This window comes from Methanosarcina sp. MSH10X1 (assembly GCF_004099695.1).
GTDB lineage: Archaea > Halobacteriota > Methanosarcinia > Methanosarcinales > Methanosarcinaceae > Methanosarcina.
In genome coordinates this window covers 1-23,705 of the sequence record NZ_SCHL01000001.1, presented here as the reverse complement: position 1 = coordinate 23,705, position 23,705 = coordinate 1, and the positions used below count along the sequence as shown (strand labels likewise).

Sequence of the window (23,705 nt, the reverse complement as noted above, 5' to 3'; positions counted from 1 at the left end):
CCTACCCCGCATACAAAGATTCTGATGTGTCTCCGGCGAGCATGGTATTTAATGGCTTTATAGAACTGAAAATAAGGAAAGGTGAAAAATGAAGCGGCTTAAATCACCACAAGAAATTGCAAGAACTTCTCATGATGTTTCTACAGAGTTTGACGAAAATGCCTTTGAAGAAGTGGTAGAGCTTATCCAGAATGCTCGCAAGGGGGCGTTTACCGCTGCCAATAAAGCTCTGATTGATCTCTACTGGCAGGTGGGCGAATATATAAGCCGTAAATTACAGACTGCGGAATGGGGCGAGGGCGTTGTTAACCAGCTTGCCGGACATATTGCCACTTATTATCCGGATATTCGGGGATTTACAAGGCCAAACCTCTTTCGGATGAGGCAGTTTTACGAGACTTACCGCCACGATGAAAAAGTCTCACCACTGGTGAGACAATTACCCTGGACGCACAACCTCCTGATTATGAGTCGTTGCAAGCAGCCTGAAGAGCGTTTATTCTATCTGCATATGTGTCTGCGTGAGCGGTGGACGAAACGCGAACTGGAAAGGCAGCTTGCAGGTGCACTCTTTGAACAGGCTGTTCTCTCTCCTCCAAAAGCATCAGCGGCACTGAAACAATTGCATCCAGATATGAGTTTTGTTTTCAAGGATGCCTATCTTCTTGATTTCCTTGACCTGCCAGAAAAGCATTCCGAAGCTGATCTACAGCAGGGACTTGTAGCAAACCTTCGTAGTTTTCTGCTTGAACTCGGAGCAGATTTTGCATTCATAGGAGAACAATATCCTTTGCAGGTAGGAGGCCGTGACTTTGCCCTCGATCTGCTGTTTTTTCACCGCAGCCTGAACTGTCTGGTAGCTATAGAACTTAAAGTCGATGAGTTCCAGCCTGAATATCTGGGCAAACTTGAATTTTATCTGGAGGCTCTGGACCGCAATGTGAAGAAACCTCATGAGCAGCCCAGTATAGGACTTCTACTCTGCGCCACCAGAGATGTCGAGGTGGTCGAATACGCCCTTAGCCGTACTCTTTCCCCTGCTTTAGTTTCTGAATACCAGACTCGCCTGCCGGACAGAAAGCTTCTCCGGGCCAAACTTCACGAGTTTTACACCCTGCACGAGGCAAAGGGGGTTTACAATGCTTCATAACCTCAAACCCTACCCTGCATACAAAGATTCCGGTGTTCCCTGGCTGGGAGAGGTGCCGGAGCATTGGGAAGTTCTTCCTAACCGTGCCCTTTTCGAAGAAGTAAAAGAACGAGATTATCCTGAAGAGCAGCTATTATCAGTAACCATTTCACAGGGCGTAATTCAACAAACCGATTTACTCACCAATAGCTCAAAAAAAGACTCTTCTAATGAAGACAAGACTAAATACAAACTCGTTAAGCCTGGGGACATTGCTTATAACAAGATGCGTGCATGGCAGGGGGCTATCGGAGTTTCCAGATATAGAGGAATTGTAAGTCCTGCCTACGTGGTAGTCCGTCCGAGAGGTGCACAAAATCCTAACTATTCCCACTATCTTCTCCGAACACCTGACTTTGCTAAAGAGGCCGAACGCTGGTCTTACGGCATTACTTCTGACCAATGGAGTTTGAGGCCCGAACATTTTAAGATGATCTATTGTTCACTTCCGCCAAAGGATGAGCAATCCGTTATCGTCCACTACCTCGATCATATCGACCGGCGCATCCGGCACTATATCCGTGCAAAAAAGAAACTTATCAAGCTACTGGAGGATCAGAAGCAAGCAATTATCCATCAAGCCGTCACCCGTGGGCTCGATCCTAACGTTAAGCTCAAGCCGTCGGGGGTGGAATGGTTGGGGGAAGTGCCGGAGCATTGGGATGTAGTTGCACTTCGCCGTTACTGGGAAGTTGTTGACTGTAAACATGTAACAGTTCCTTTCGTGGATGAAGGAATTCCTCTTGCAAGTGTTCGCGAAGTACAGAGCTTCGACCTCAATCTTTCTACATCGAAGCGAACAAACAAAGAATGGTATGCTCATCTGATCAATGGTGGTCGACAACCTAAGAAAGGTGACCTTATATATTGCAGGAATGTGAGCGTGGGTGCATGTGCATTCGTCACGAGTGATGAGACTTTCGCCATGGGTCAGGATGTGTGCTTGATTCGATCTGAGACTGAAAACGGGCGGTTTCTGAATTACTTTATGCGAAGCCCTGCAATGCAGCAACAGTTATCACTTGTTCTCATAGGATCGACGTTCCATCGAATTAATGTCAGCGAGATCAAATCACTCTTAGTTGTTGTTCCTCCGAGAAATGAACAGGACTTGATTGTCTCTTCTCTTGATGCCAGTCTTTCTAAGTTAAATAAACCAATAGAATTAGCCCAAAGAGAAATCTCCCTTCTCCACGAATATCGCACCCGCCTGATAGCAGATATTGTAACTGGAAAACTGGACGTGAGAGAGGCGGCGGCGAACCTGCCTGAAGAAACTGACGAGATTGAAACTTTCGATGATGCACTGGCTGAAGATGAAGAACTTGAAAACAACGAAATAGAAAACGAGCAGGCTGGAGAACTTGAAGAGGAGGTTCTTGCGTGACCCTTTCCTTAATTTATAGCCGATAAAACCTTAAAGAGGCGAAGTAATTCGCCTTTATTCCCTTAATTTTGCATTTTCAGCGTTTTCCGCGGTTTTAATCATTTGTTTTGTATTTTTGTAACTATTCAGGCAGCCTTCTAAGGCTCCAAACTTTTTCCACGAGAAAGTTTCTATATCTAATTGATGATGTCAATTACAATTACAAACTTATGGATAAAATAAATTAAATTAGGAGTGGATAAAAATGGTAATTAAAGAAACTGATTTCAGTCGATTAAATGAAAAACTGGTTGAGAATCCATCTGCAAAATTCTTCATTTGTATGCGGAATATTCCTGCATATGTAAAGAATGAACTGATTGTGGAATGCCCTGTACTCTCACCCAGTAATAAGCTAGCAAATAACTATAGACTGGGTTTAATAGATCACTGTCAATTTTATACGAACTATTATAATGAACTTAAAAGTCCAATTTGTCAAGAATTAATGAAATCTATACTAAATATATCTAAAAACTGCGATATTTATATTGTAAATATTAATAAAGACGCAAGGTTATTACTGTTGGACGTATTGGAAAATATAAAATAATTTTACTTGTTACTGAATAAGTGTGGACCCTTCCAAGTTATCTGAATTGTTACGTATTTTTTATGGTTGTTTGATTAATATCAAACATTTCTTAATTTCAAGCTTATTTGGGTATATTAGAAGCCTGGAAACGCTTAAATAGGAATCTTTAAGAGAGAAAACCCTTAAATAAATGCCACAAAGCATTAAAAACGGTCTGGAAACCGGTAAAATCCTGTTACTTATCAGGGATTCTTGAAAGAGGGTTATGAAACTTGACAACCGATACCACCGAAAAGGGGCTTGAAACCTTAATCGTCGAAGCGATGGCTGGAAAGCCGGTAACTTCTCCTGCACAGGCTGACACAGGCCGGGAACCAAGTGCTCTTTACGGAGGGACCGGCTGGATACTCGGGCGCTGGCAGGACTACAACCGCGAGTATGCGGTGGATCTGGTTCAACTGGCTGCTTTCCTGAAATCCACTCAGCCCGAACTTGCAGAAGTCCTTGACCTCGGGAACTCCAGCCCCACGCGGCAGAAATTTCTTTTCCGGCTGCAGGGGGAAACCACAAAGCGCGGCATAATCGACGTGCTGCGCAAGGGTATAAAGCACGGGCCTCACCACATCGAGCTTTTCTATGGCACTCCCACGCCCGGAAACACAAAAGCCGAAGAACGCAATGCTCTGAACCGTTTCAGCGTAACCAGGCAGCTCAGGTACAGCCGGGATGAAACAAAGCTTGCCCTCGACCTTGCACTTTTTATCAATGGGCTGCCTGTAGCTACTTTTGAGCTAAAGAACAGCCTCACAAAACAGACAGTAGCGGATGCGGTAAAACAATATCAAGAAGACCGTGACCAGAAAGAGCTTCTTTTCCAGTTCGGCCGCTGCATAGTTCATTTTGCTGTGGATGACCATGAAGTAAAATTCTGCACGCACCTTAAAGGCAAAAGCTCCTGGTTCCTTCCCTTCAACCAGGGCTACAATGACGGGGCAGGCAACCCTCCGAATCCGAACGGCATCAAGACCGATTACCTCTGGAAGCGTATTCTCACACCGAAAGGACTCACCGACATTCTTGAGAATTACGCGCAGGTAGTGGAGTATAAAAACGAGAAAACAAGGAAAAAGGACAGGGCAGTACAGATTTTCCCCCGGTACCACCAGCTCGACGTAGTTAGAAAACTTCTTACGCATACGGGACAGCACGGCGCAGGCAACCGCTACCTTATCCAGCACTCGGCTGGCAGTGGCAAAAGTAATTCCATTGCCTGGCTTGCACACCAGCTAATTGGGCTCAAAAAAGACGATAAAGAGATATTCGATTCCATTATTGTCATTACCGACCGTCGTGTTCTCGACAAGCAGATCCGCGACACAATCAAACAGTTTGCCCAGGTTAGTTCGACGGTCGGGCATGCCGAACACTCAGGCGACCTCAGGAAATTCATAGAGGGCGGGAAAAAGATAATCATTTCCACGGTGCAGAAGTTCCCCTTTATCCTCGACGAGATTGGAACGGACCACCGTGGCAGGAAATTCGCAATCATAATCGATGAGGCTCACTCCAGCCAGGGGGGACGCACATCGGCAGCAATGAATCAAGCTCTTTTTGATCCAGAAGATACCATAAACGATGCACTGGAAAAACGGATGCAGGCCCGCAAAATGCTTCCAAATGCCAGCTATTTTGCATTTACCGCAACTCCCAAGAATAAAACCCTGGAACTCTTCGGGGAACCTTATGAGGAAGACGGACAGGTGAAGCACAAGCCCTTCCACAGCTACACCATGAAGCAGGCGATTCAGGAAGGATTCATTCTCGATGTGCTCAGCTCCTACACACCTGTAAACAGTTATTATAAACTGATAAAAACTGTCGAGGCAGATCCGGAATTCGATAACAAAAAGGCAAAAAAGAAACTCCGCAAATATGTTGAGGGTCATAACTATGCTATCCAGCTCAAAGCTGAGATCATGGTCGATCATTTCCATGAGCAGGTAATCGCTCTTGACAAGATTGGGAGGCAGGCAAGGGCAATGGTGGTTACGGACGGGGTAGACCGTGCAATTCAGTATTACCATGCTATCCGCAGTTACCTTATAGAGAGGAAAAGCCAGTATAAGGCAATTGTCGCTTTTTCGGGAGAGCGTGAATATGGTGGCGTAAAAGTTACCGAGGCCTCGCTCAATAGCTTTCCATCAAATCAGATTGAAGAGAAGATCAAAGAAGATCCCTACAGGTTCCTCATCTGTGCCGACAAATTCCAGACCGGCTATGACGAGCCGCTCCTGCATACGATGTATGTGGATAAGGTATTGGCTGGCATCAAGGCTGTTCAGACCCTTTCAAGGCTTAACCGGGCACATCCCCAGAAACACGACGTTTTTGTGCTTGACTTCCTGAATAACACTGATATAATCCAGATGGCTTTTTCGGATTACTACCGCACGACAATCCTGAGCGATGAGACTGACCCCAACAAACTACACGATCTCAAGTCCGACCTTGACAGCTACCAGGTCTATGCGCTTGAGGACATAGAACAGTTGGTTGAGCTTTACCTCAGCGGCTCTGATCGTGATAAACTCGATCCCATTCTTGATGCCTGTGTAGCCACTTATAAAGACCAGCTTGATGAAGACGGACAGGTCGACTTCAAAAGCAAAGCAAAAGCTTTCAACCGTACCTATGGCTTTCTTGCTTCGGTCCTTCCATATACGGATGCCGAATGGGAAAAACTATCAATATTCCTTAACTTTCTGGTTCCCAAATTGCCAGCTCCTATCGAAGAAGACCTTTCGAAAGGCATTCTCGAAGCCATAGACATGGACAGTTATAGGGTTGAAAAACAGGCTGTAGTGAAGATCCAGCTTCCGGATTCGGATGCCGAAATCGAACCTGTCCCTGCAAGCGGAAGTGGACTTAAGCCTGAACCAGAGCTGGACCGGCTCAGCAATATTATCAGGAGTTTTAATGACCAGTTTGGCGGCATCCCCTGGACTGATGCCGACCGAATTGTTCGTCTGATAACTGAAGAGCTCCCGGCAGCAGTGCTGGCTGATGTCGCATACCAGAATGCCCGAAAAAACTCGGATAAACAAAACGCTCGTATAGAGCACGACAAGGCTGCCCAGCGTGCAGCAATTGCCCGAATGAGCGTTGAGACTGAATTCTTCAAGCAGTTTAGCGACAACGAATCCTTTAAGCGTGCCGTGTTGGATACTTTATTTTCGCTTACTTATTCGTAATGTAAATACATTAGCATTTTATTAGCTACTGCTAAGGTAGGCAGTCTGATCTAAAACAACTCGGAATTTATGCGTGCTCTCGGTAAGTCCCTCTTAGCTCCTTTGGCGCGGATCGAAGACCTGAAAGCTCAGCCCAGACTTTTTACGACCAGCTACACACGAAGGACAAGCAGATCGAAAGGCTTATGAGAATGTGCATAAGCAGGCACTCTATATGCAAACGTTGACCAAGAGGACAGCAGGCTACAATAGGATAGTTATTCACTCTAATTTTATGAAATCATTTGTTACTCAAGATTACTTAGTACATAGCATATATGATACCGTAATTATGAATGGTTAAATAAAGTTGCAGTAAGTAATGTATTTGGATGGGCTCATAAGTATGCTTTCAGCTTGGAGTTTTAAACAAATGAACCTTATTTCGTTTCATCAGGCTTCTCCTGCCTAAAAAATCCTACAAAGTCAAAAAAAGCTTCTCTTTGACAATCTCACCATCTTTCCATTGAGCTACTGTACAAAGTTCCACTTCAAATGGCTTATTTGTAGGTCCAATTTTTGTTTCATTAACTGTTATAGTGTCTTTTATAATGCCCTTAAATATAGCAACTGAACATGTCCAGTCTCCTTGGCCAAAAAGTACTTTATAATTTCCGTTCTGAATACGATTCTGAGAAAACTTATGAGAAAGTCTTTTAGCTTTTCTGCAATTCTCCATCCTTCCACTTATCTTTTCCGTTTCGTCTGGCCAATAAACAACTGTATTTTTAGAGTGGAGCTTCTCGAACTTGTGCCAGTCTTTATCGTTCCACGCATCGTGTAATGTTCTCATCAATGTAGTGTTTTCTACGATTTCCACATGCTTTTGGAAGTTTCCGAGGGACATTGCTAGGTATGCAAGACCTAACAAAACAATAGCAATACTTATAAAAAAAACCCGGAAATCAGATAAATCTGAAGAAATGCTTAACTTAGATCCAAGAAAAAAACTTGGATAAATAAATGGGATGACAAACAGAATTATCAGATATTTGAAAAGGCAGTTTTGTTGCAACTTTTTACAAGATGTCTTTATACAACCTTGATTTGGACAAAAGAAGTCAATTAGTTTTGTCTGTTGTGCTATTTGCTCTAGTACTATTACAAATCCAAGCTGAATAGAGATAGCTATACCTCGATGTAAAGTTAGAAAGTTATTAACCCAATGAACCCAATCATAATAAAACGGAGGAAACCAATCAGGAATATTTGTTAAAAAAATAGCAAAAGGCATAATAATAAATAGTACAAAAAAATGCAAACCTGTAATAATGTAATTTTCTTTAATTTCTTCTTTCTCCGTAGCACCGTTGTACATTCTTCCGTAAAAATAAAAAAATGCTATTAAAATGCCTGAAATTATGAGATAAGCGTAATTAGTGTTTTCATTAAAGTCCGAAAAACTTAGAAATACCATATTTATTTACCCCCATTATCATAATTAGTAAGAAATTTAATCAGCCTACAAGGCATCGGTTTAATCTATGAATACCTTTGTGAGATGCAAAATAAAGTATAACCGTTATTAGAGGACTTAAATCATTGATTTTTAGAATTAAGCATAATTAAATCAAAAAATATGCTTTATTAATTATAATTTTCATTTAATATAAAAATAACCACTAAAAAATATCTCCATTTATCTAACATTGCTTTTTTATGTATCTTGAGCCTATTCCATGCTATTTGTTCCAAGAAAAACCTAAACATCAACATTTCGAACATATTATTTAGGAATCTAGAATTCGTGTCGAACGCGTAATCAAAGTACTGCAAACACGACTATTAATACGATGAATATCATATCAAGAAATGTTTATATTTGCTATTGTTCCATTGTGTTCGCTAATGAATATCTCTTTGCCTGTGAATACCATGCGATAGTATAAATGATGAAACGAACTAATTTTATCTCTCTTACTTGATATTAAAAATCACTCAAGCTTACCTCTTCAGTAACTATAAAATGAGTCTTTCCGTATTGATGAGCCTGCTATCAAGCTTTTAAGGTCTCCAACTGGATCTTTAACAAAAATTATTCCAGACTTCTGTCCATAAAATATTTGTTTCCTGTATCAAACTCCCTCTACAAACAAAAACATTAAATCTGAAGTTGAGTATGTTTGGGGTTAAGTTAGCGAGCAAAAGACGAGATGAATTCCCAATGCCAGTAATTACCTTGCAGTATGACGACCTCGAGAAACTCACAGGAACCGATAAGGAAACCATAATAAAAAGGGTGCCCATGATAGGGGCTGATATCGAAAGGGTTGAAGACGAGTCTATCGATATCGAGTTCTTCCCTGACAGGCCTGACCTTTATAGTGTGGAAGGAGCAGCCAGGGCAATGCGGGGTTTCCTGGACCTTGAGACCGGGCTGTCCGAGTATGAGGTAAAGCCGTCAGACGTTTCGATCTCGGTCAGCGAGGATATCCTGAGAATCAGGCCTTTTCTCGGGAGTGCGGTTATAAGAGGCGTAAAATTCACGTCCTCTTCCATAAAATCCCTTATGGACCTTCAGGAAGACCTGCACTGGGGGCTTGGAAGAAACCGGAAAAAAGTGTCTATAGGCGTGCACGACCTCTCAAACGTAAAGCCGCCTTTCAGGTATATGGCTGTCGACCCGAGCTTTGAGTTCGTGCCGCTGGACTATACCGAAAAGATGAGCATGACCGAAATTCTGGAAAAGCACCCCAAAGGCACCAGGTTTGCCCATCTTGTAAAGGGCTTTGACAAATACCCGATCATTCTGGATGCCAATGACAATGTGCTGTCCTTCCCGCCGATCATCAACGGGACACTCACAAGTGTGACCGAGCAAACAACCGACCTTTTTATCGATGTCACGGGGCTTGGAGAAGCCGTATACACCGCCCTGAACATTGTGGTTACCGCGCTTGCTGAGAGGGGCGGGCAGATTGAATTCGTAAAGGTTATCAGGCCCGACGGTGAAGAATTAGCCCTGCCTGACCTTGAGCCGAAGTCCAGGTTCCTTACAAAGGCTGAGGTAAAAGCCCTTCTCGGCATGGAACTCTCTCTTGAAGAAATCGTTAAACAGCTTGAAAGAATGCGCTTCGGAGCAGAAGCCCTTGATGAAGAAACCGTTGAGGTAAAGGTCCCGGCTTACAGGGCTGATATTCTTCACAACTATGACCTTGTAGAGGATATTGCCAAAGGCTACGGTTACGAGAATATCAAAGTAAGGATTCCCGAAACGTATACCGCAGGAAAATCTCACCCGATTTCCCGGCTTCGCTCTCCAGTAAACGAGATAATGGTCGGCCTCGGCTATTATGAGGTTATGCCCTTTACGCTCACCAGCGAAAAAATCAATTTCGAGAACATGCGCAGGCAAAAGACCGATGATGTCACGTATGTCCTCCACCCGATCAGCGAAGATCAGACAATGCTCAGGACAGCCCTGCTTCCGAACCTGCTTGAAATCCTTGCCTTAAACCAGCACAGGGAGCTTCCTCAGAAAATCTTCGAGTTCGGGGAGGTTGTACACAACGAAACAACAGGCCAGCACGTAGCTGCAGTTTCAATTCACCCGCAGGCCAATTTCACCGAAGTTTATGAGATTGTAGACGCCCTTATGAGGGAAATGATGCTTCCCTACGAGATAAAAGGGTCCGAAGACCCGGCTTTCCTCGAAGGCAGGCGGGCTGATATCTATGTTAGAGGCAAAAAGCTCGGAAGCTTCGGAGAATTCCATCCTGAGGTCATAGGCAATTTCGCCCTCGGATACGCCGTTGTCGGGTTTGAACTTGATCTTAATGACCTTATCGGTTAAAGAATTCCTGTTTACAGGATTAATTTTTCTTTAACCTTTTTTCATTAATTTTAATTCGCTTCTGCGATTTCCTTCATAACTTTTTTTACAAAATTTTTGCTTATTTCTATAATTGTTAGCAACTTAATTATTTATTAACTATTTATTTAAAAATACAGAAAATAATGGTTATTTAATATCTAACTTTAACCTCGGAAATCCAACTTGGTCTGTTAGTTCTCATATTAAGAATAATAAAGAGCTGTCCGTTAAAGAATCTCGAAGAGTTAACCTGCCGGCAAAAAGTTAATTCTCTCAATAAAAAATCCAGCGACCGATCTTCCTTCAAGCCGCTTATTGTCAGGCTCTTCATTCTATCCAGTTCGGTATTAACTCATTTTCCTCTCAGCGTTTTTTCCATTTCGGCTGCGATTTTTCGCACTTCGGATATATCTTCAGTTCCAGCCAGCCTGGAGGTGAGTTCAAGCAATTCTTCTTTAAGGGAATTAAGTTCTTCAAGGGCAAAATTAAGTTCTTCAACAAGGGTACCCAGGTTTTTTATTTCTATCAGGCCTGAAAGCTTTTCAGGGTCCGCTTCTACAAGGGAGAGCGCCTCAGGAGAATTGAGGTCAATATCATATTCTTCCTCGAAATCCCCTTTCAGGAGCATTTTAAGCCACCTTACTTTCCTTATGTGGCTCATAAAATCGCTGAGCTGCCGATATTCATAGTCACCGGTAACCTTTCCTATAGCTACCTCATTCCTGGTCTTGAGTGGGACTGCCACAAGGTCTCCTTTTCCTATTTTTTTAATAAAGGCATGGATATCCCCCGCCCAGGCAGAACTACGCGCTTCCTGCATCCCGGGATATTTCTTGAGCATTATTTTCTTTACCTGTGCTTCGTTTTCAATACCTGACAGGTCCGGGAATTCGGCCCATCCTATTGTAATCACGCTGTTTTCGAGAATCAGTTCCTCATCTTCCAGAGTGCCTGCAGCTTTGAGCAACCAGAGCTTCATAATCTGCCTCCCTACCTCGATTGGATTTGGTATTCTTATTCTGAATTTTCCGGAGAGTTTTAAGTTCTATTTCCGATTTTACCAGTTCCGGGATTCTTATTCATGGATTATCAGTTAATCAATATTTAATCAATAATTAATTACTAATTAATCAACATTTAATAAATATAAATCAATAATTAATTACTAATTAATCAATATTTAATCAATATTCAATCAATATTCAATCAATATTAATCAATATTTAATAAATATTAAATCAACAACTAATTCCCTCGTATCCACAAAAAGTTTTAAATTCGCATCCCTATGTGCATATGTGAACAAAAGGGTTTTTGTCGGGGTTGATGGCTGTCGAGCCGGCTGGTTTGCAGTGCTACTGGCTATGGAAAACGATCAAAATTACGATTGGGAGATTGGGGTTTTTCCTGATTTTTCGTGCCTTATTGATTTCCTGAAAGAGAATTACGGACAGTTCGAGCCACTGATCCTGATCGATATTCCAATTGGTCTGAAAAAAGGAGGTTCCGGAGAGAGGCTTTCGGACATTGCGGCACGTAGCATCCTGAAAGCCCGGAAACCAAGCATTTTCCCGGTGCCGTGCAGGGAAGCTGTCTATGCGGAGAATTATGAGAATGCCTGTGAAATCAATAAAAGACTTACAGGAAAAAGCATTTCCAGACAGTCCTGGAATATAGTTCCCAAAATCCGGGATTTGGATACTTTTCTTATCAGAAACGAGACTTTCAGGAGTAAAGTGAAGGAAACGGCACCAGAAGTCTGCTTTCAGGCGTTTATGGGCTCTCCAATGCGATATCCGAAAAAGAGCCTGGAAGGTTTTTCCGAAAGAATAAGAGCCCTTAAAAATCTTTGCCAATCTGCAGATAAGATTGCCGGTAGTGCGCTTTCACGGTACAGGCGGAAGGAAGTTTCAAAAGATGATATCCTTGATGCGCTTGTGGCGGCGCTCACTGCACAGCTGGGACAAAAGTACGGGTTTGAATACGTGCCCTGCGACCCCGAAGAAGATCCTGAAGGACTGAATATCCAGATGGTATTCTGTACTCCTGAGTCAAATGTCAGAGTCAGGTCTGAAAAAGAATGAAAGATTGAGGATCATAATTTCAGGAATTCCTTCTCATTCAGGGGTTCGGCTGCTTCCATACAGTAGCTGAATAGTTCCTTACCCCAGGATAGAGCTTTTTCCCCGAAACACAGGATTATCTGGTCCCTTAACTTTCGGTCTGTCTCGAAAAGTTTGAGTGCAAAGAGCCTGTCCGTCACAATCAATGACGGGATCATTGCTGGTTTTCGCATTATGAAAAGCCTGGAATTTCTGGCTCCGCACAGTTTCTCTGCTTCCTCCCGATAATTGGAAAATAAGCGCTCTGCAACATTCTCGGTCATGCAGAGTGTGATCTCGACTCCCTTCTCCGCAAGCCCGGAGTAAATTAAAGGAGCTTGAGGGTGAGAATAGCCTGTAAAGGTAAGGACTTCCTTTGAGCTCATTATATTCTCGAGAAGTATTTTTGGGGTTTCAACCAGACGCTCGATATCAGGCTCCAGTAACTCGCAGTGCTCCAACTCGTCGATTCTCTCCAGCAGGAAACCGGGAATCGGGCTCAGGTCGTGGCTCAGCCAGTACTCAGGGTTTTCTCCGAAGATTTCAGCCATGCTGAGGAGGGGCTGCATGTTTTCGACTATCGCCTCTCCCATTTCGGATAATCTGTAAGTTTTGTTTTTCTCGATTATAAGGCAGGATTCTTTCATTTTTTTAATATGAGGCTGGATAGAGCTCGCATCTACTTTAAGCAGTTCTTTTATCGTATCGATATCTCTTGGTTTTTCCTTCAGGAGCAATAGGAGGTCTTTTCTTCTGCCCGAAAAGAGAACCATGTTAAGCAGGCACTGTTTCATTTTTTCTCACTTAAGGTCTCTTCCCCTGCTACTATACTGATATCTTAAAAACTTTTTCATTTTGAATACTAAGTTTTTAACTATACTTTACTTTTTGTTGCGTATTATTATTTTGCTCATTATTTTATTGTGTCCTGTCTCTGCAGAGAATCAAAGTTGGCTGGTTTTATTTATCTGAGAAGGAGACAGTAAATAGAAAAGATAAAACTTTAGAGCCTGTCCTGAAATTTTTATCACTTATCGGAAATACCAGGAAAGGAAAATGGAGGTTCAGTACATTATATGTACATATTGACTTGTGCCAGGAGGAAAACACTATGTTAACCAATGAAACTTTAAGTACTATTAAGAACCGAAGAAGCATACGTAATTTTAAGAATAAACAAATCAAAGACGAAGAATTACAGGCTGTTTTGAATGCCGGGACCTATGCGCCAAGCGCAAATGAGCAGGCCTGGCATTTTACAGTAATACAGAATAAGGAGCTGCTCGCCTGGTTGAATTTTGAAGCAAAGGAAATAGCGAAACAATATGAACCCCTGCAAGACCTGGCGAATAACGAAAGATTCAATATTTTCTATAATGCTCCTACAGTGATTCTTGTTTCTGGTGAAGAAAAAGCTATAGCAATCGAGTCTGACTGCGCTGCAGCAACTCAGAACATGTTACTTGCAGCAGAATCCATTGGGCTTGGTTCATGCTGGATTGGCTTCGTGCTGGTTATGTCTGGCAGCCCGAAGGCTAAAGAATATTTAAAGAAACTGGGTGTTCCGGATGGTTATAAACCATATGCTTCTGTTGCCCTGGGCTATAAAAACGCTGAGGTAAGTATCGCACCTCCAAGAAAACTCAATGTTATTAATTATATCAAGTAAGACTGAAATCACTCCTGTACTGTCCTGGTTTGGATTTCTCTTACCTGCTTAAGGTCTGACTCGGCTCAGTCGCCTGATCAATAATTCAATTAATATCTCAATTGGTAATTCAATGAATAACTCAGCTAACAACCCAATAAATAACGTGTCCGGCAGCTTAACAAGCAGCTCCATCGGAATGGAATTTGTCCTGATACCTGCCGGAGAATTTGATATGGGTTCTCCGATACGTGAAAAACGCAGAAAGCTCTGGGAAAGCCCCGTGCATAAAGTAAAGATTGGGAAGCCTTTTTACCTGGGCAGATATCCGGTGACACAGGAACAGTGGCAAAAGGTTATGGGGGACAATCCTTCCTATTTCAAGGGCGAAAAGCAGCCGGTTGAAAATATCTCCTGGAACGAAGTCCAGATTTTTTTCCGGAAACTCAATGCTCTGGAAGAAACCTGTGGAAATAACCCGATCTTTCGCCTTCCTGCAGAAGCCGAATGGGAATATGCAGCCAGGGCCGGGACTGCAACCGCCTATTTTTTCGGAGATGACGAATCGAAGCTTACGGAATATGCCTGGTTTCTGAAAAATTCCGGGCTTGAAACCCATCCTGTGGGCCTGAAAAAACCGAATCCCTGGGGACTTTACGATATCTATGGGAATGCAGGAGAGTGGGTGCAGGATGAATATCATATAAGTTACAAAGGCGCCCCGGTAAACGGCAAGGCCTGGGAAAACTCTTTCCCAAGTATTTCCACGCCAGTGCGGATAAGAAGAGGCGGGGGCTGGAATGGAAATGCAGGCTGTTGTCGATCGGCTGAAAGACTTTTTGCGCCTCAGGATAAAAGTTTAAACAGCCTTGGATTCAGGGCTGTCAGGGAAGTATAATACAGGTCCTTTCAAAAAATAGCTTGATCGCAAGCCTTTTCAAAAAAGGCTTGAGCGAAAACTCATGCTTTTCGAAAAAAGGCTTGATCCGGGATGATCAGCCTGATTTTTAAGCTGATTTTAAATTGAGACTTTTCGAAGTGAACGAATTAATTTTTATTAGTGATTATGAAAATCAGTTATGCATCTTAATCTCTGACTCTACCTGCCGCACCATAACCCCTGTCTGTTTCTTGCAGGCAGGGGTAAAATAGTTTCAGGTGCTTTCGACAATTTAGGAGGCGACATAGATTCCGCGTCTGCCTGGTAGAGACATTTAACTATACTACTAACTAATATTTAATACCTTTGTTAGATTTTGTGCTACTTTATATTAAATATATTGAATATCTTCTTAAGCAAACCAGATATCTATTTTTAAATTATGTGGAATAAATCCGGCAATAAGTAATCGACAGAAAATAGTTGACAGAGTATGTTGACCGGGTATTTGAATCAGGTCTGGATTTAAAAAATATAAACATAAGAAAATGCAATGTGGAGAAGGGAATCTGTTCCGCTCAAACATTGGATGAATTCGGGAGCACACAGTTGGACTCAATATGAAAAAGAAAGCATACAGAATCCTGAATGCCGACAGTATTCCCTATCAAAGGGCAGCCTGAACCCATTCCATACTGCTGATTAATTGATACTTTAATTCTCCAGTAACGGCTGAAAAGTTATCCGACATTAACTGCTGAAGTTAAAGTCTGGATTTTGCGCATTTCATTCTCTTTCAGGGCGTTCCTTCAAACACGTACTTTGTGCCGACCGTATTGAGCAGGAATTGTTCAGGCATGGCTTCTTCAAACCGGTTTATGGCTTTCCAGCCCGTGCAGTGCATGGGTACGACATACTCAGGCTTTATCTTTTTCATTTTGTCAATTGTAGGCTGGATTATCGGATCAAAGATCCTACCTGTCAGGTGGAAGCCTCCAAGCACGGCATGAACCTGGTCCGTTCCTGTAATTTTCTTTGCATACTCAACCGTATTGATAATTCCGGCATGGGCACAGCCGCTGATTACCACAAGTCCCTTGCCTTTCAGCTTTATCACAAGCCCCTGGTCGTCCCTGAAGGGGTCAAGAATCCAGTTATCGTTAATTTTCGCCTCAGCCCAGGGGAATCCTTTTTCAAATGGGACTTTACGCTCAATCTCTCCGGTTGTGTGGATAAGGCCGTTAGCGATTGGAAAAGCTCTTTTGGATTTTATGATATCAGCTCTTGCCTCTTTTAGAATATCTTCATTGAGGGCGGGTATTGTGACAGAGTGCCCGATCGCAGGAATATTAAACCGGCGCTCAAGAAAGGCATCGGGATGAAGCATAAGTGGGACTTCTTTATTCTGCTTTTCACTTACAAATTTCAAAAGCCCTGCAAGTCCGAGAAAATGATCTGGATGCCCATGACTGAGGGCAATAGCTTCTACTTTGCCAAGGTCAGCTTTTAAAAGCTCTGCGTTACTTAAAAGGGAAGCTGGGGTAACTGCTGCATCCATCAATACGGTGTGTTCCTCACTCCCGGCGCAGACTTTGATTAAGCACGAAAATCCATGCTCGGCGAAGAGTATCTGCGGAAAAAAAGGAATCTGAGGTCGTCTGCATACATCATTACTTTCTATTAGAAATATATCCGTATAATTATCCATAAGGACTGTTACTTCCAGCAAATCGGCTTCCCGAATCTCCAGTTCACTCATGTAAACCACCCTGCGTTTAATCAATTTTTTAGTTGCCATATACAACTTCGTCAGTTTATGCAACTAAAAGTATGTAACTTGCAGGACGGGAAACTTTATATCTTTTTTCAAAATAGTTTCTGCGGTTGCTTGCCCGCAGGAAGTTAATTACTTTGCTGCATTTCTACGAACCCAACCCTTACCCAAACCTCCCGGCCTGTAACCTCTGTCAGGTGGTCGTCAATTCTTTTTGCTATACCGGGAGGAATCTCCTGTCCTACGCGGCTGTACATTATTAAAGTTATTCTGGCAGGCTCTCCTAATATCATATCGGCAGGTTTGTAATCAACATCAATGCTTTCTGTCGCCAGCCTCATTTTCTCATAGTCGGATTCATTAAGCATTCTTGATACCTCTACGTTTACCTGCTCCTCCATATGAGCAGCCTGGAACGAAGCGTATGTAACAAGTCCAAGTACCGTAGAAAGTATGAGAATCGAACTAAACAGGATAAACACGTGCCCAGCCACCTGCTTTCGCGCAAGATGGACAGCAGAGGATTCGTAAGGTCTGAAGCCTGAAACCCAAAACAGGATAAGAGCAGACACATTTATTGCAAGCATATTCACGAGTACCAGCACTATCGAGGAGAATGCAACCACTGGGAGTCCCCACGCGAGACCTAGCCCCGATGTTGCCGCAGGAGGGATCAGCGCGGCTGCAATAGCTACCCCTACCAGAGCTGATCCCGCGCTCCGGATAATGCTGATTGCACCGGCTATCCCCGATCCCAGTGCAAGGAAGAGCGAAAGGAAGTTAGGGCTGGTGCGCTCGGCTACCTGGGGTACCTGGCGAAGATCAAATCCCGGTGGCAGCAGGTATAAATCTTTAATTAGCAAGCCGATCATCCAGGCGACGACTACTGCAAGTAAGAGCCCTCCAATCTGCAAAATTATCCCACGGGAGGCAAGCTTCCGGTCATAAATAACCGTTCCGACACTTGCGGAAATTGCTGGCCCCATTAGTGGGGCAATCACCATAGCGCCAATAATAGTTGCAACTGAGTCAAGCAAAAGTCCCGCAGTTGCAATAATAGTGCTCAAAATAAGAAAAATAGCGTAGGTTGAGATTGCAGGCGCAAGTTCCTCAGCTCGCCCAATCAACTCTTCCCTGGAAATCCGTTTGTCAGGATACCGCTTATTAAGGGTTTCTATATGTTCGGAAATTACTGTTTCCGGTGAGAGAATGATGGTGTATGTATCCCTGCTAATTCCTGCCTTGCGCAACTTGTCAAGTACGGGTTCTACACCAATCGGAGGCACTGGAAACTGCACAAGAGCCTCAAAGTTCCCACGCCCGGTTTCATCCCATACTGCGTAATCGATCTGTTCGGCATCCAGTACTTCAAGTATTGCTTCTCTCTTCCCATTGGGAATAAGCACCTGAACAAGACGCATGAAAATATATGGTCTTGAATATTTATCTATATGAGCCGAATCAAAGTAAACTAGAAGTTAATAGTAGCCGGAAGTCCGTAAGTCCCATGTCTTTAGACTTCCATAACTGAATTGCATCTGGAATTTCTGAATTTCTGGATGCTTCGGGTTACACTGATAATTTCTAAGTATGTCGAAAAGTCCTACCAATTAAACATTGTTATAGGGCTGCTTTCCACAAATCCCATGCTTATCCGATTGCTTAAAATAGGTTAGCAGGATCAGTTTAAAATAAGAGTACGGAGTCTGAAACAGGACTTCTCCTGGAATTTGCCGCCCTAAGGGGGAAGGGTGAAAATGTACCAGGTGTCTAAAAAAAGCATTGCCCCTGACAAATAATCCCGGATCGATACTATGGAAAAGAACCCTAAAAGAAAGACTGACAGGACAGCACAGAAAGGTCTACCTGAAAAAGTAGGAAAAGAAGGCAGGAAGGGCAAAGCAGCCGGAAAAGGTATAGATAAGACTCGTGATACTGCACATGACCGGCTGAGTAAAGCCCTTGCGGCCCATGAAAAAGCTCTTGGGAAAAACCCGGAAGATGCAGCTGCCTGGGCAGGTAAGGCGGCAGTGTTTCTAAGGCACAGGATGTACAGGGCTTCCCTTAAAGCAATTGAGAAAGCTCTCGAAATCGAGCCTGATGATCCTGGCTACCTTTATGAAAAAAGTTTTGTGCTCCTGCAGCTCGATAGGGAAGAAGATGCACTGCAGGCTCTTGACAGATTGCTCGAAATAAATCCTGACAGCGATAAAGCCTGGAACCTTAGAACCTCAGTACTTTGCAGGCTAATCAGCACGAAAAAGCCCTTATTGCCTCTGAAAGAGCCCTTGCCGACAACCCGAAGCTTGCAGGCGCCTGGCATGCAAAAGGCTCTGTGCTCGCTGGTCTGGGAAGTTACGAAGATGCAATAAAAGCTTACGATGCTGCACTTAAACTTAACCCAAATCTTGCAAGAGCCCTGGAGGGCAAAGCCTTTGCCCTTTACAGCCTGAGCCGGCCTGTGGAAGCAATGATCGCATATGATGCAGCCCTCAAAATAAATCCTGATAATGCAAAGACCTGGGCAGGAAAAGGCCTTGTCCACCTCAAGCTCGGCAAATCCAAACGAGCCCTTGAAGCATGCAGCAAAGCGATTTCGATAAAGCCCAATCTTGCCGACGCCTGGTATTGTAAAGGCATGGCTCTCTCTACCCTGGATAAAAATGTAGAAGCCCTGGGCGCCCTTGAAAGAGCCCTCAGAATCAATCCGGATCATACCGATGCTAAAAAAGCCAGGGCTTCAGTTAGCTCCAGACTTGGAATAGACCTGGATGAAGACGATGAGGAAAAAGCGGAAGAAGAAAAGCCAAAGATGAGGAAAAGCGTCTGGGCAAGAAAAAAACCAACAAGCGAGATAATGAAGAAATATCCGGTCAGAGAAGGGAGAAAAAAGTAAGAGGAAGCGAAAAGAACTCAGGCACAGGGAAAATGAGAAAAGCCGGAGAGTCTAACAAAACTGAAGTAAGAGGAAGAGAGAAGATAAATGATTATCATTCTCCCTCGATTTTCAAAATAAAGGCAGAAATTAAATCTCATCCCCTATTATCTTTCTCGACTATGAGATAATTTGAGAAATACAAATGCAAGAGCCAGAATAGCAGTTACCAAACTGAAAGCTGGTGCAGACGCTGGCGAAGTTGAGTTTTCTGAAGACGGTTGCTCTGGGGTGGATTGAGTTTCCGAAGCTGTAGCTTCGCCTTTGTAGTATTCATTAGAAATGGTGCAGTAAGCGACTGTAAATTCACCATTTACGGCTGGTTCATCTTCATCCGGAAGATTAATCTGATAAAAAATGTTTATAGGGATGGAACCACCAGCCCATTCATCTGTGGGTATAATTGTCCACTCAAAAACATGTGTTCCCGGATCTAAAGATTTCATATATTTCATTTTTTCGAACTCTGATGGACCGTCTATAACTTCAAAAAAATTCCCTCCTAAACTACAAACTTGCACAAACAAAGTACTTGTTTGGTTTAGTTTCATTTCTAATTTTACTTTGAAAGGTTCCCCAATATTTAAGAAGGGTTTCGCTATTTCTTCTCCGGGAAGAAGCTTATCATTATAATATACATCATATGTATAGATTTTTCCGTAAGGATTGGACGCAGTTGCTATATTAATAGCCGAAATTAATATTAATATTATAATCAGGCATTTTATTTTCATATCTACTCACCATACTCGTTGAGAAGTTCTTCAAAAGCAATTGATTTTTCAGTATGACCACCTTTTTTATCGCCAACTCCCTTTGGACCTGGACCAACAATAGTAGCAGAGTAGCCACTGAACCTAAAAGTAATTGGCTTATTCTCGCCTAGATAACTTCCGTTAAGGGTAACAGGTTCCAGTTTTCTCACGTATCTCTGTCCCTTATGTCCAAAGTAAGGTTTGGGGATAACTTCATTATCGTTATCAATAACAGTAAATGTCTGATATTTCCCCATAATTTCATAAGTCCACAAATTCACTGTGAAAGTCCAATGCGGTGGCAATACCGGCAGTCCAGATGGCACAGCTGCCATCGTCCTATCCATCCTTTTTGAAACCTTATCTCCAACTTTACCAGAATATGTGTCAATAGTTTCATTTGCCAGGTTTTTCAGTTCACTATCAATTTTTCCAAAGTTAGAATCAATAACTGTACCTTTGTTTACCATAGTCGCACAGATTCCATTTGAAACACCGATTCTAGCATCACTATCAACTCTATTGAGAGTAGCTTCGAGCTCATCAGATCCAACCGATGGATTTGAATTTCGAATTTCAGTTTTGATAATGGAAGAAATTTCAGTTGAAAGCTCGTCCGCGGTGGACTTTTGGATTATATTATCGTCAGAAAGACTGGTCAAATAATTCGTCGTTACTTCTCTAATCCGACTCTCTTTAATCCAGCCCGAGACAACAGGATTTGAACTTATTTCATCAGCTACTTTTTCGGGAATTTGAATTCTCATTTCCTGAGCGTATGTATTTTTCAGATTCGATATTTCAGTATCAAGAAGTGCGGTATCCATGGAGACACTCTGTTCGCTGAGATCCTGCTCAAGCAGGAAAACTTCTGTGTTCAGGTTGGAAATGCTCTGGCTGATTTGCTGAGAGGTTTCGGTTTTTACATATTCATTACTTGAGGAAATACCGTCTGCAATTTCATCGGAGATACCTGTTGTGAAAATACAGGTATTTCTGACGCCCAAAGGATAAATCGTTTTTCCTTTTGGATCTTTTAATTCGTACTCTTTCCTGAGGTCGAAATCAGGATCATGATAAAGATAGTTGGGTTTCTGATCAACGATCAGCGTCAGGTTTTCTGTCCAGTTGTATTTGCTTTCCGGCTGACCGGTAACAGTCATAGTGGAGATTATGCCCATATTCTCTCCTAGAGCTGAAGCAGCCCTTTCCACTGCCGGATTATTGAAAAGAGTCATAGGGCCTGAGGTTACACTGTCAAACGAACTGGTATCAATGCCTTTCTTCTCCAGAGCTTTAAGAATGTAAGCATTGAGATCCGAGTCCAGTTTACGATTTTTTCTGTCGATGTCTTCTATCAGCCTGTTATAAGCCTCATTTTTCGCAATGTACCGGGCAGAATCACTTGAAGTGTACATTTTTCCTGACGATGTGAGGTACTCCTCTCTGTTCACGTAAGCCTGCCTGTATTTGTCGGCAGCATCAGAGCAGCAAGAGTCGGACTTTTCGCTTCTATTGTCAATAGCATTAAACACCTGACATTTTCATCAATTTACTGATGGAAGAATCTGAAGAATGCAAGCGCAAGCGCCACAATAGCAGTTAATAAACTGAAAGCTGGTGCAGATGCCGCCGGGGCAGAATTTTCGGAGGCTGGCTGCTCTGGAGTAGGTTGGGATTCAGAATTCTCAGAAGCAGGAGTTTCGCCTTCATAGTATTCATTGGAAATAGTGCAGTAGGCGACTGTGAATTCGCTGTTTACTACAGGTTCAGGATTGCCTTTTTCTACGATTGAATAGTGAAAATTGATTGGAATTGATCCACCGGCCCATTTATCTGTTGGTATGACTGTCCATTCAAACATATGGGATCCGTTTGCTTTCAGAATTACTCTTGAATACTGGTCTATTTTAGAAGTCCCATTTATGACCTTGAAATAATCCTCACCTAATGTTGTGAGTTTACCGGATACCCTGCATTCTTGGTAAACGGCTACGTTTACTTTAACATTAAAAGGCTCATTAACTCTCAAACTAGGTTGTGCAATTTCTTTCCCTGGCAAAACATTGTCATTAAAGTAAACATCTATTTTACAGTAGGGACTGCTTGCTAAAACTACACTTGGTAAACAAAGAAACCCAATAATTGCTGCAATAGCTAAGTATTTTATTTTCACGATAACCCCTCATATTCAGATAAAAGACTCTCATAACCAATTGACTTTTCAATGCTTCCTCCAACCTTATCTCCAACACCTATTACTCCAGGTCCGACCACTGCTAATGCATATCCATTAAGATCGAAATAAATAGGCCTATTATCTCCTAGTATCAAGTGATATCCATTTTCATCGGTTTTTATAGGATCATCAATTTCGGAATCCTCTCTCACATACTTTTGTCCCTTATGCCCAAAGTAAGGTTTGGGGATAACTTCATTATCGTTATCAGTAACAGTAAACGTTTGATATTTACCCACAATTTCATATGACCACACATTCACCGTAAAAATCCAGTTTGGAGGCAAAACAGGCAGTCCGCATGGAATAGCCGCTATTGTTCTGTCAAGTCTTTTAAAAATTTCATTTCCTGTCTCCCCCGAATACATATCAACAGTTTTGTTTGCCAGGCTTTTCAGTTCACTATCAATTCTTTCAAAACTAGCATCAATGACTGCACCTTTGTTTACTGTAACTGCACAGATACCATTTGCAACCCCAATTCTGATGTCAGTGTCCACTCTGTTCAGAGTAGCTTCAAGTTCATCTGATTCAACAGGTGGGTTTGAATTTCGGATTTCATTTTTTATAATAGATGAAAGTTCGACTGAGAGTTCATCGGTAGTAGATTTTTGCATAAATTGATTGTCAGAAAGGCTATTCAAATAACTTGCTGTAATCGCCCTGACTTTTTCTTCTTTGATCCAGTTTGAAACAACCGGATTCAAATTTATTTCTTCTACTACATCTTCACTTATCTGAGATCTCATTTCCTGTGTATATGTATGCTTCAGATTGTAGACCTCATTATTCAGACGAGTTGTATCTAGTGAGATATTCTGCTCGCTAAGATTTTGTTTGAGCAGGAAAACTTCTGTATTCAGGTTGGAAATGCTCTGGCTAATCTGCTGAGAGGTTTCGGTTTTTACATATTCATTACTTGAGGATATACCGTCAGCGATTTCCTCTGAAATTCCGGTTGTGAAAATACAGGTATTTCGGATACCAAGTGGATAAATTGTTTTTCCAGTTGCTTCGTCTACCCATTCATATTCTTTTCTGAGGTCAAAATCAGGATCATGATAAAGATAGTTGGGTTTCTGGTCAACAATGATTGTCAGATTTTCTGTCCAGTTGTA

At 42.5% G+C, this 23,705-nt stretch carries 18 protein-coding genes and 1 pseudogene; 10 read left to right on the top strand and 9 right to left on the bottom strand.

Features of this window, described 5'->3' with window-relative positions:
- The first annotated feature begins 88 nt into the window (after positions 1–88).
- The 4 genes from EQO05_RS00090 (at position 89) to EQO05_RS00075 (ending at position 6,401) form a co-directional block, all read left to right on the top strand.
- Positions 89–1,150 (top strand): YhcG family protein, encoded by a 1,062-nt coding sequence (locus tag EQO05_RS00090; protein ID WP_080942070.1) that lies wholly within the window; start codon positions 89–91, stop codon positions 1,148–1,150.
- Positions 1,140–2,576, top strand: a complete 1,437-nt coding sequence (locus EQO05_RS00085) for a restriction endonuclease subunit S (RefSeq protein WP_128502588.1) — start codon at positions 1,140–1,142, stop codon at positions 2,574–2,576. Before EQO05_RS00090 ends, EQO05_RS00085 begins: the two co-directional genes overlap by 11 nt.
- 244 nt (positions 2,577–2,820) lie before the next feature.
- Complete coding sequence (locus EQO05_RS00080; RefSeq protein ID WP_128502586.1) at positions 2,821–3,168, top strand: hypothetical protein; 348 nt, start codon at positions 2,821–2,823, stop codon at positions 3,166–3,168.
- 254 nt (positions 3,169–3,422) lie between these two features.
- A complete protein-coding gene (locus EQO05_RS00075) occupies positions 3,423–6,401 on the top strand; it encodes a type I restriction endonuclease subunit R (RefSeq protein WP_128502583.1) in 2,979 nt (992 codons plus the stop codon).
- 457 nt (positions 6,402–6,858) lie between these two features.
- On the opposite strand, the gene EQO05_RS15845 is transcribed toward EQO05_RS00075, so the two are convergent.
- Positions 6,859–7,857 (bottom strand): ester cyclase, encoded by a 999-nt coding sequence (locus tag EQO05_RS15845; RefSeq protein ID WP_240664224.1) that lies wholly within the window; start codon positions 7,855–7,857, stop codon positions 6,859–6,861.
- Between the two features lie 747 nt (positions 7,858–8,604).
- Between EQO05_RS15845 and pheT the strand changes: the two genes are divergently transcribed.
- Positions 8,605–10,233: a phenylalanine--tRNA ligase subunit beta gene (gene pheT, locus EQO05_RS00065; RefSeq protein WP_128502581.1), complete on the top strand. Its 1,629-nt coding sequence runs from the start codon at positions 8,605–8,607 to the stop codon at positions 10,231–10,233.
- 373 nt (positions 10,234–10,606) lie between these two features.
- Here pheT and EQO05_RS00060 read toward each other — a convergent pair whose 3' ends face one another.
- Positions 10,607–11,233: a restriction endonuclease gene (locus tag EQO05_RS00060; RefSeq protein ID WP_128502579.1), complete on the bottom strand. Its 627-nt coding sequence runs from the start codon at positions 11,231–11,233 to the stop codon at positions 10,607–10,609.
- Between the two features lie 319 nt (positions 11,234–11,552).
- On the opposite strand from EQO05_RS00060, the gene EQO05_RS00055 reads away from it, so the two are divergent.
- Entirely contained in the window at positions 11,553–12,338 is a 786-nt protein-coding gene (locus EQO05_RS00055; protein WP_128502577.1) for a DUF429 domain-containing protein, read from the top strand.
- An 11-nt stretch (positions 12,339–12,349) separates the two neighbouring features.
- Here EQO05_RS00055 and EQO05_RS00050 read toward each other — a convergent pair whose 3' ends face one another.
- Entirely contained in the window at positions 12,350–13,150 is an 801-nt protein-coding gene (locus EQO05_RS00050) for a winged helix-turn-helix domain-containing protein (protein ID WP_128502575.1), read from the bottom strand.
- A 317-nt stretch (positions 13,151–13,467) separates the two neighbouring features.
- On the opposite strand from EQO05_RS00050, the gene EQO05_RS00045 reads away from it, so the two are divergent.
- Entirely contained in the window at positions 13,468–14,025 is a 558-nt protein-coding gene (locus EQO05_RS00045) for a nitroreductase family protein (protein ID WP_128502573.1), read from the top strand.
- Between the two features lie 178 nt (positions 14,026–14,203).
- Entirely contained in the window at positions 14,204–14,902 is a 699-nt protein-coding gene (locus tag EQO05_RS00040; protein WP_240664223.1) for a formylglycine-generating enzyme family protein, read from the top strand.
- 778 nt (positions 14,903–15,680) lie between these two features.
- Here EQO05_RS00040 and EQO05_RS00035 read toward each other — a convergent pair.
- Together EQO05_RS00035 and EQO05_RS00030 are read right to left on the bottom strand one after the other, a co-directional pair.
- Complete coding sequence (locus EQO05_RS00035) at positions 15,681–16,682, bottom strand: MBL fold metallo-hydrolase (protein WP_240664222.1); 1,002 nt, start codon at positions 16,680–16,682, stop codon at positions 15,681–15,683.
- Positions 16,683–16,786: 104 nt separating this feature from the next.
- On the bottom strand, positions 16,787–18,079 hold the full coding sequence (locus tag EQO05_RS00030; protein WP_128502569.1) for a TIGR00341 family protein: 1,293 nt from the start codon (positions 18,077–18,079) through the stop codon (positions 16,787–16,789).
- Positions 18,080–18,472: 393 nt separating this feature from the next.
- On the opposite strand from EQO05_RS00030, the gene EQO05_RS15840 reads away from it, so the two are divergent.
- Positions 18,473–19,030 (top strand): tetratricopeptide repeat protein, encoded by a 558-nt coding sequence (locus EQO05_RS15840; RefSeq protein WP_240664221.1) that lies wholly within the window; start codon positions 18,473–18,475, stop codon positions 19,028–19,030.
- On the top strand, positions 18,928–19,554 hold the full coding sequence (locus EQO05_RS15835; RefSeq protein ID WP_370273512.1) for a tetratricopeptide repeat protein: 627 nt from the start codon (positions 18,928–18,930) through the stop codon (positions 19,552–19,554). Before EQO05_RS15840 ends, EQO05_RS15835 begins: the two co-directional genes overlap by 103 nt.
- Positions 19,555–19,700: 146 nt before the next feature.
- On the opposite strand, the gene EQO05_RS00020 is transcribed toward EQO05_RS15835, so the two are convergent.
- The 4 genes and pseudogenes from EQO05_RS00020 to EQO05_RS00005 form a co-directional block, all read right to left on the bottom strand.
- Positions 19,701–20,327 (bottom strand): sarcinarray family MAST domain-containing protein, encoded by a 627-nt coding sequence (locus EQO05_RS00020; RefSeq protein WP_128502567.1) that lies wholly within the window; start codon positions 20,325–20,327, stop codon positions 19,701–19,703.
- A 2-nt stretch (positions 20,328–20,329) separates the two neighbouring features.
- A complete protein-coding gene (locus EQO05_RS00015; protein WP_240664219.1) occupies positions 20,330–21,883 on the bottom strand; it encodes a hypothetical protein in 1,554 nt (517 codons plus the stop codon).
- A gap of 17 nt (positions 21,884–21,900) precedes the next feature.
- Positions 21,901–22,524 carry a sarcinarray family MAST domain-containing protein gene (locus EQO05_RS00010; RefSeq protein WP_128502565.1) on the bottom strand — a complete coding sequence of 208 codons (624 nt, stop codon included), beginning with the start codon at positions 22,522–22,524 and terminating at the stop codon, positions 21,901–21,903.
- A pseudogene (locus tag EQO05_RS00005) lies at positions 22,521–23,705 on the bottom strand (hypothetical protein); the annotation flags it as partial. The gene EQO05_RS00010 and the pseudogene EQO05_RS00005, both read right to left, overlap by 4 nt.

Excerpts from the sequence above, each read along its gene's own strand:
- EQO05_RS00060 (WP_128502579.1), bottom strand. The coding sequence starts at position 11,233 with ATGAAGCTCTGGTTGCTCAAAGCTGCAGGCACTCTGGAAGATGAGGAA.
- EQO05_RS00080 (WP_128502586.1), top strand. The coding sequence starts at position 2,821 with ATGGTAATTAAAGAAACTGATTTCAGTCGATTAAATGAAAAACTGGTT.
- EQO05_RS00050 (WP_128502575.1), bottom strand. The coding sequence starts at position 13,150 with ATGAAACAGTGCCTGCTTAACATGGTTCTCTTTTCGGGCAGAAGAAAA.
- EQO05_RS00090 (WP_080942070.1), top strand. The coding sequence starts at position 89 with ATGAAGCGGCTTAAATCACCACAAGAAATTGCAAGAACTTCTCATGAT.
- EQO05_RS00020 (WP_128502567.1), bottom strand. The coding sequence starts at position 20,327 with ATGAAAATAAAATGCCTGATTATAATATTAATATTAATTTCGGCTATT.
- pheT (WP_128502581.1), top strand. The coding sequence starts at position 8,605 with ATGCCAGTAATTACCTTGCAGTATGACGACCTCGAGAAACTCACAGGA.
- EQO05_RS00045 (WP_128502573.1), top strand. The coding sequence starts at position 13,468 with ATGTTAACCAATGAAACTTTAAGTACTATTAAGAACCGAAGAAGCATA.
- EQO05_RS00085 (WP_128502588.1), top strand. The coding sequence starts at position 1,140 with ATGCTTCATAACCTCAAACCCTACCCTGCATACAAAGATTCCGGTGTT.
- EQO05_RS15840 (WP_240664221.1), top strand. The coding sequence starts at position 18,473 with ATGGAAAAGAACCCTAAAAGAAAGACTGACAGGACAGCACAGAAAGGT.
- EQO05_RS00035 (WP_240664222.1), bottom strand. The coding sequence starts at position 16,682 with ATGGCAACTAAAAAATTGATTAAACGCAGGGTGGTTTACATGAGTGAA.
- EQO05_RS15845 (WP_240664224.1), bottom strand. The coding sequence starts at position 7,857 with ATGGTATTTCTAAGTTTTTCGGACTTTAATGAAAACACTAATTACGCT.
- EQO05_RS00030 (WP_128502569.1), bottom strand. The coding sequence starts at position 18,079 with ATGCGTCTTGTTCAGGTGCTTATTCCCAATGGGAAGAGAGAAGCAATA.
- EQO05_RS00040 (WP_240664223.1), top strand. The coding sequence starts at position 14,204 with ATGGAATTTGTCCTGATACCTGCCGGAGAATTTGATATGGGTTCTCCG.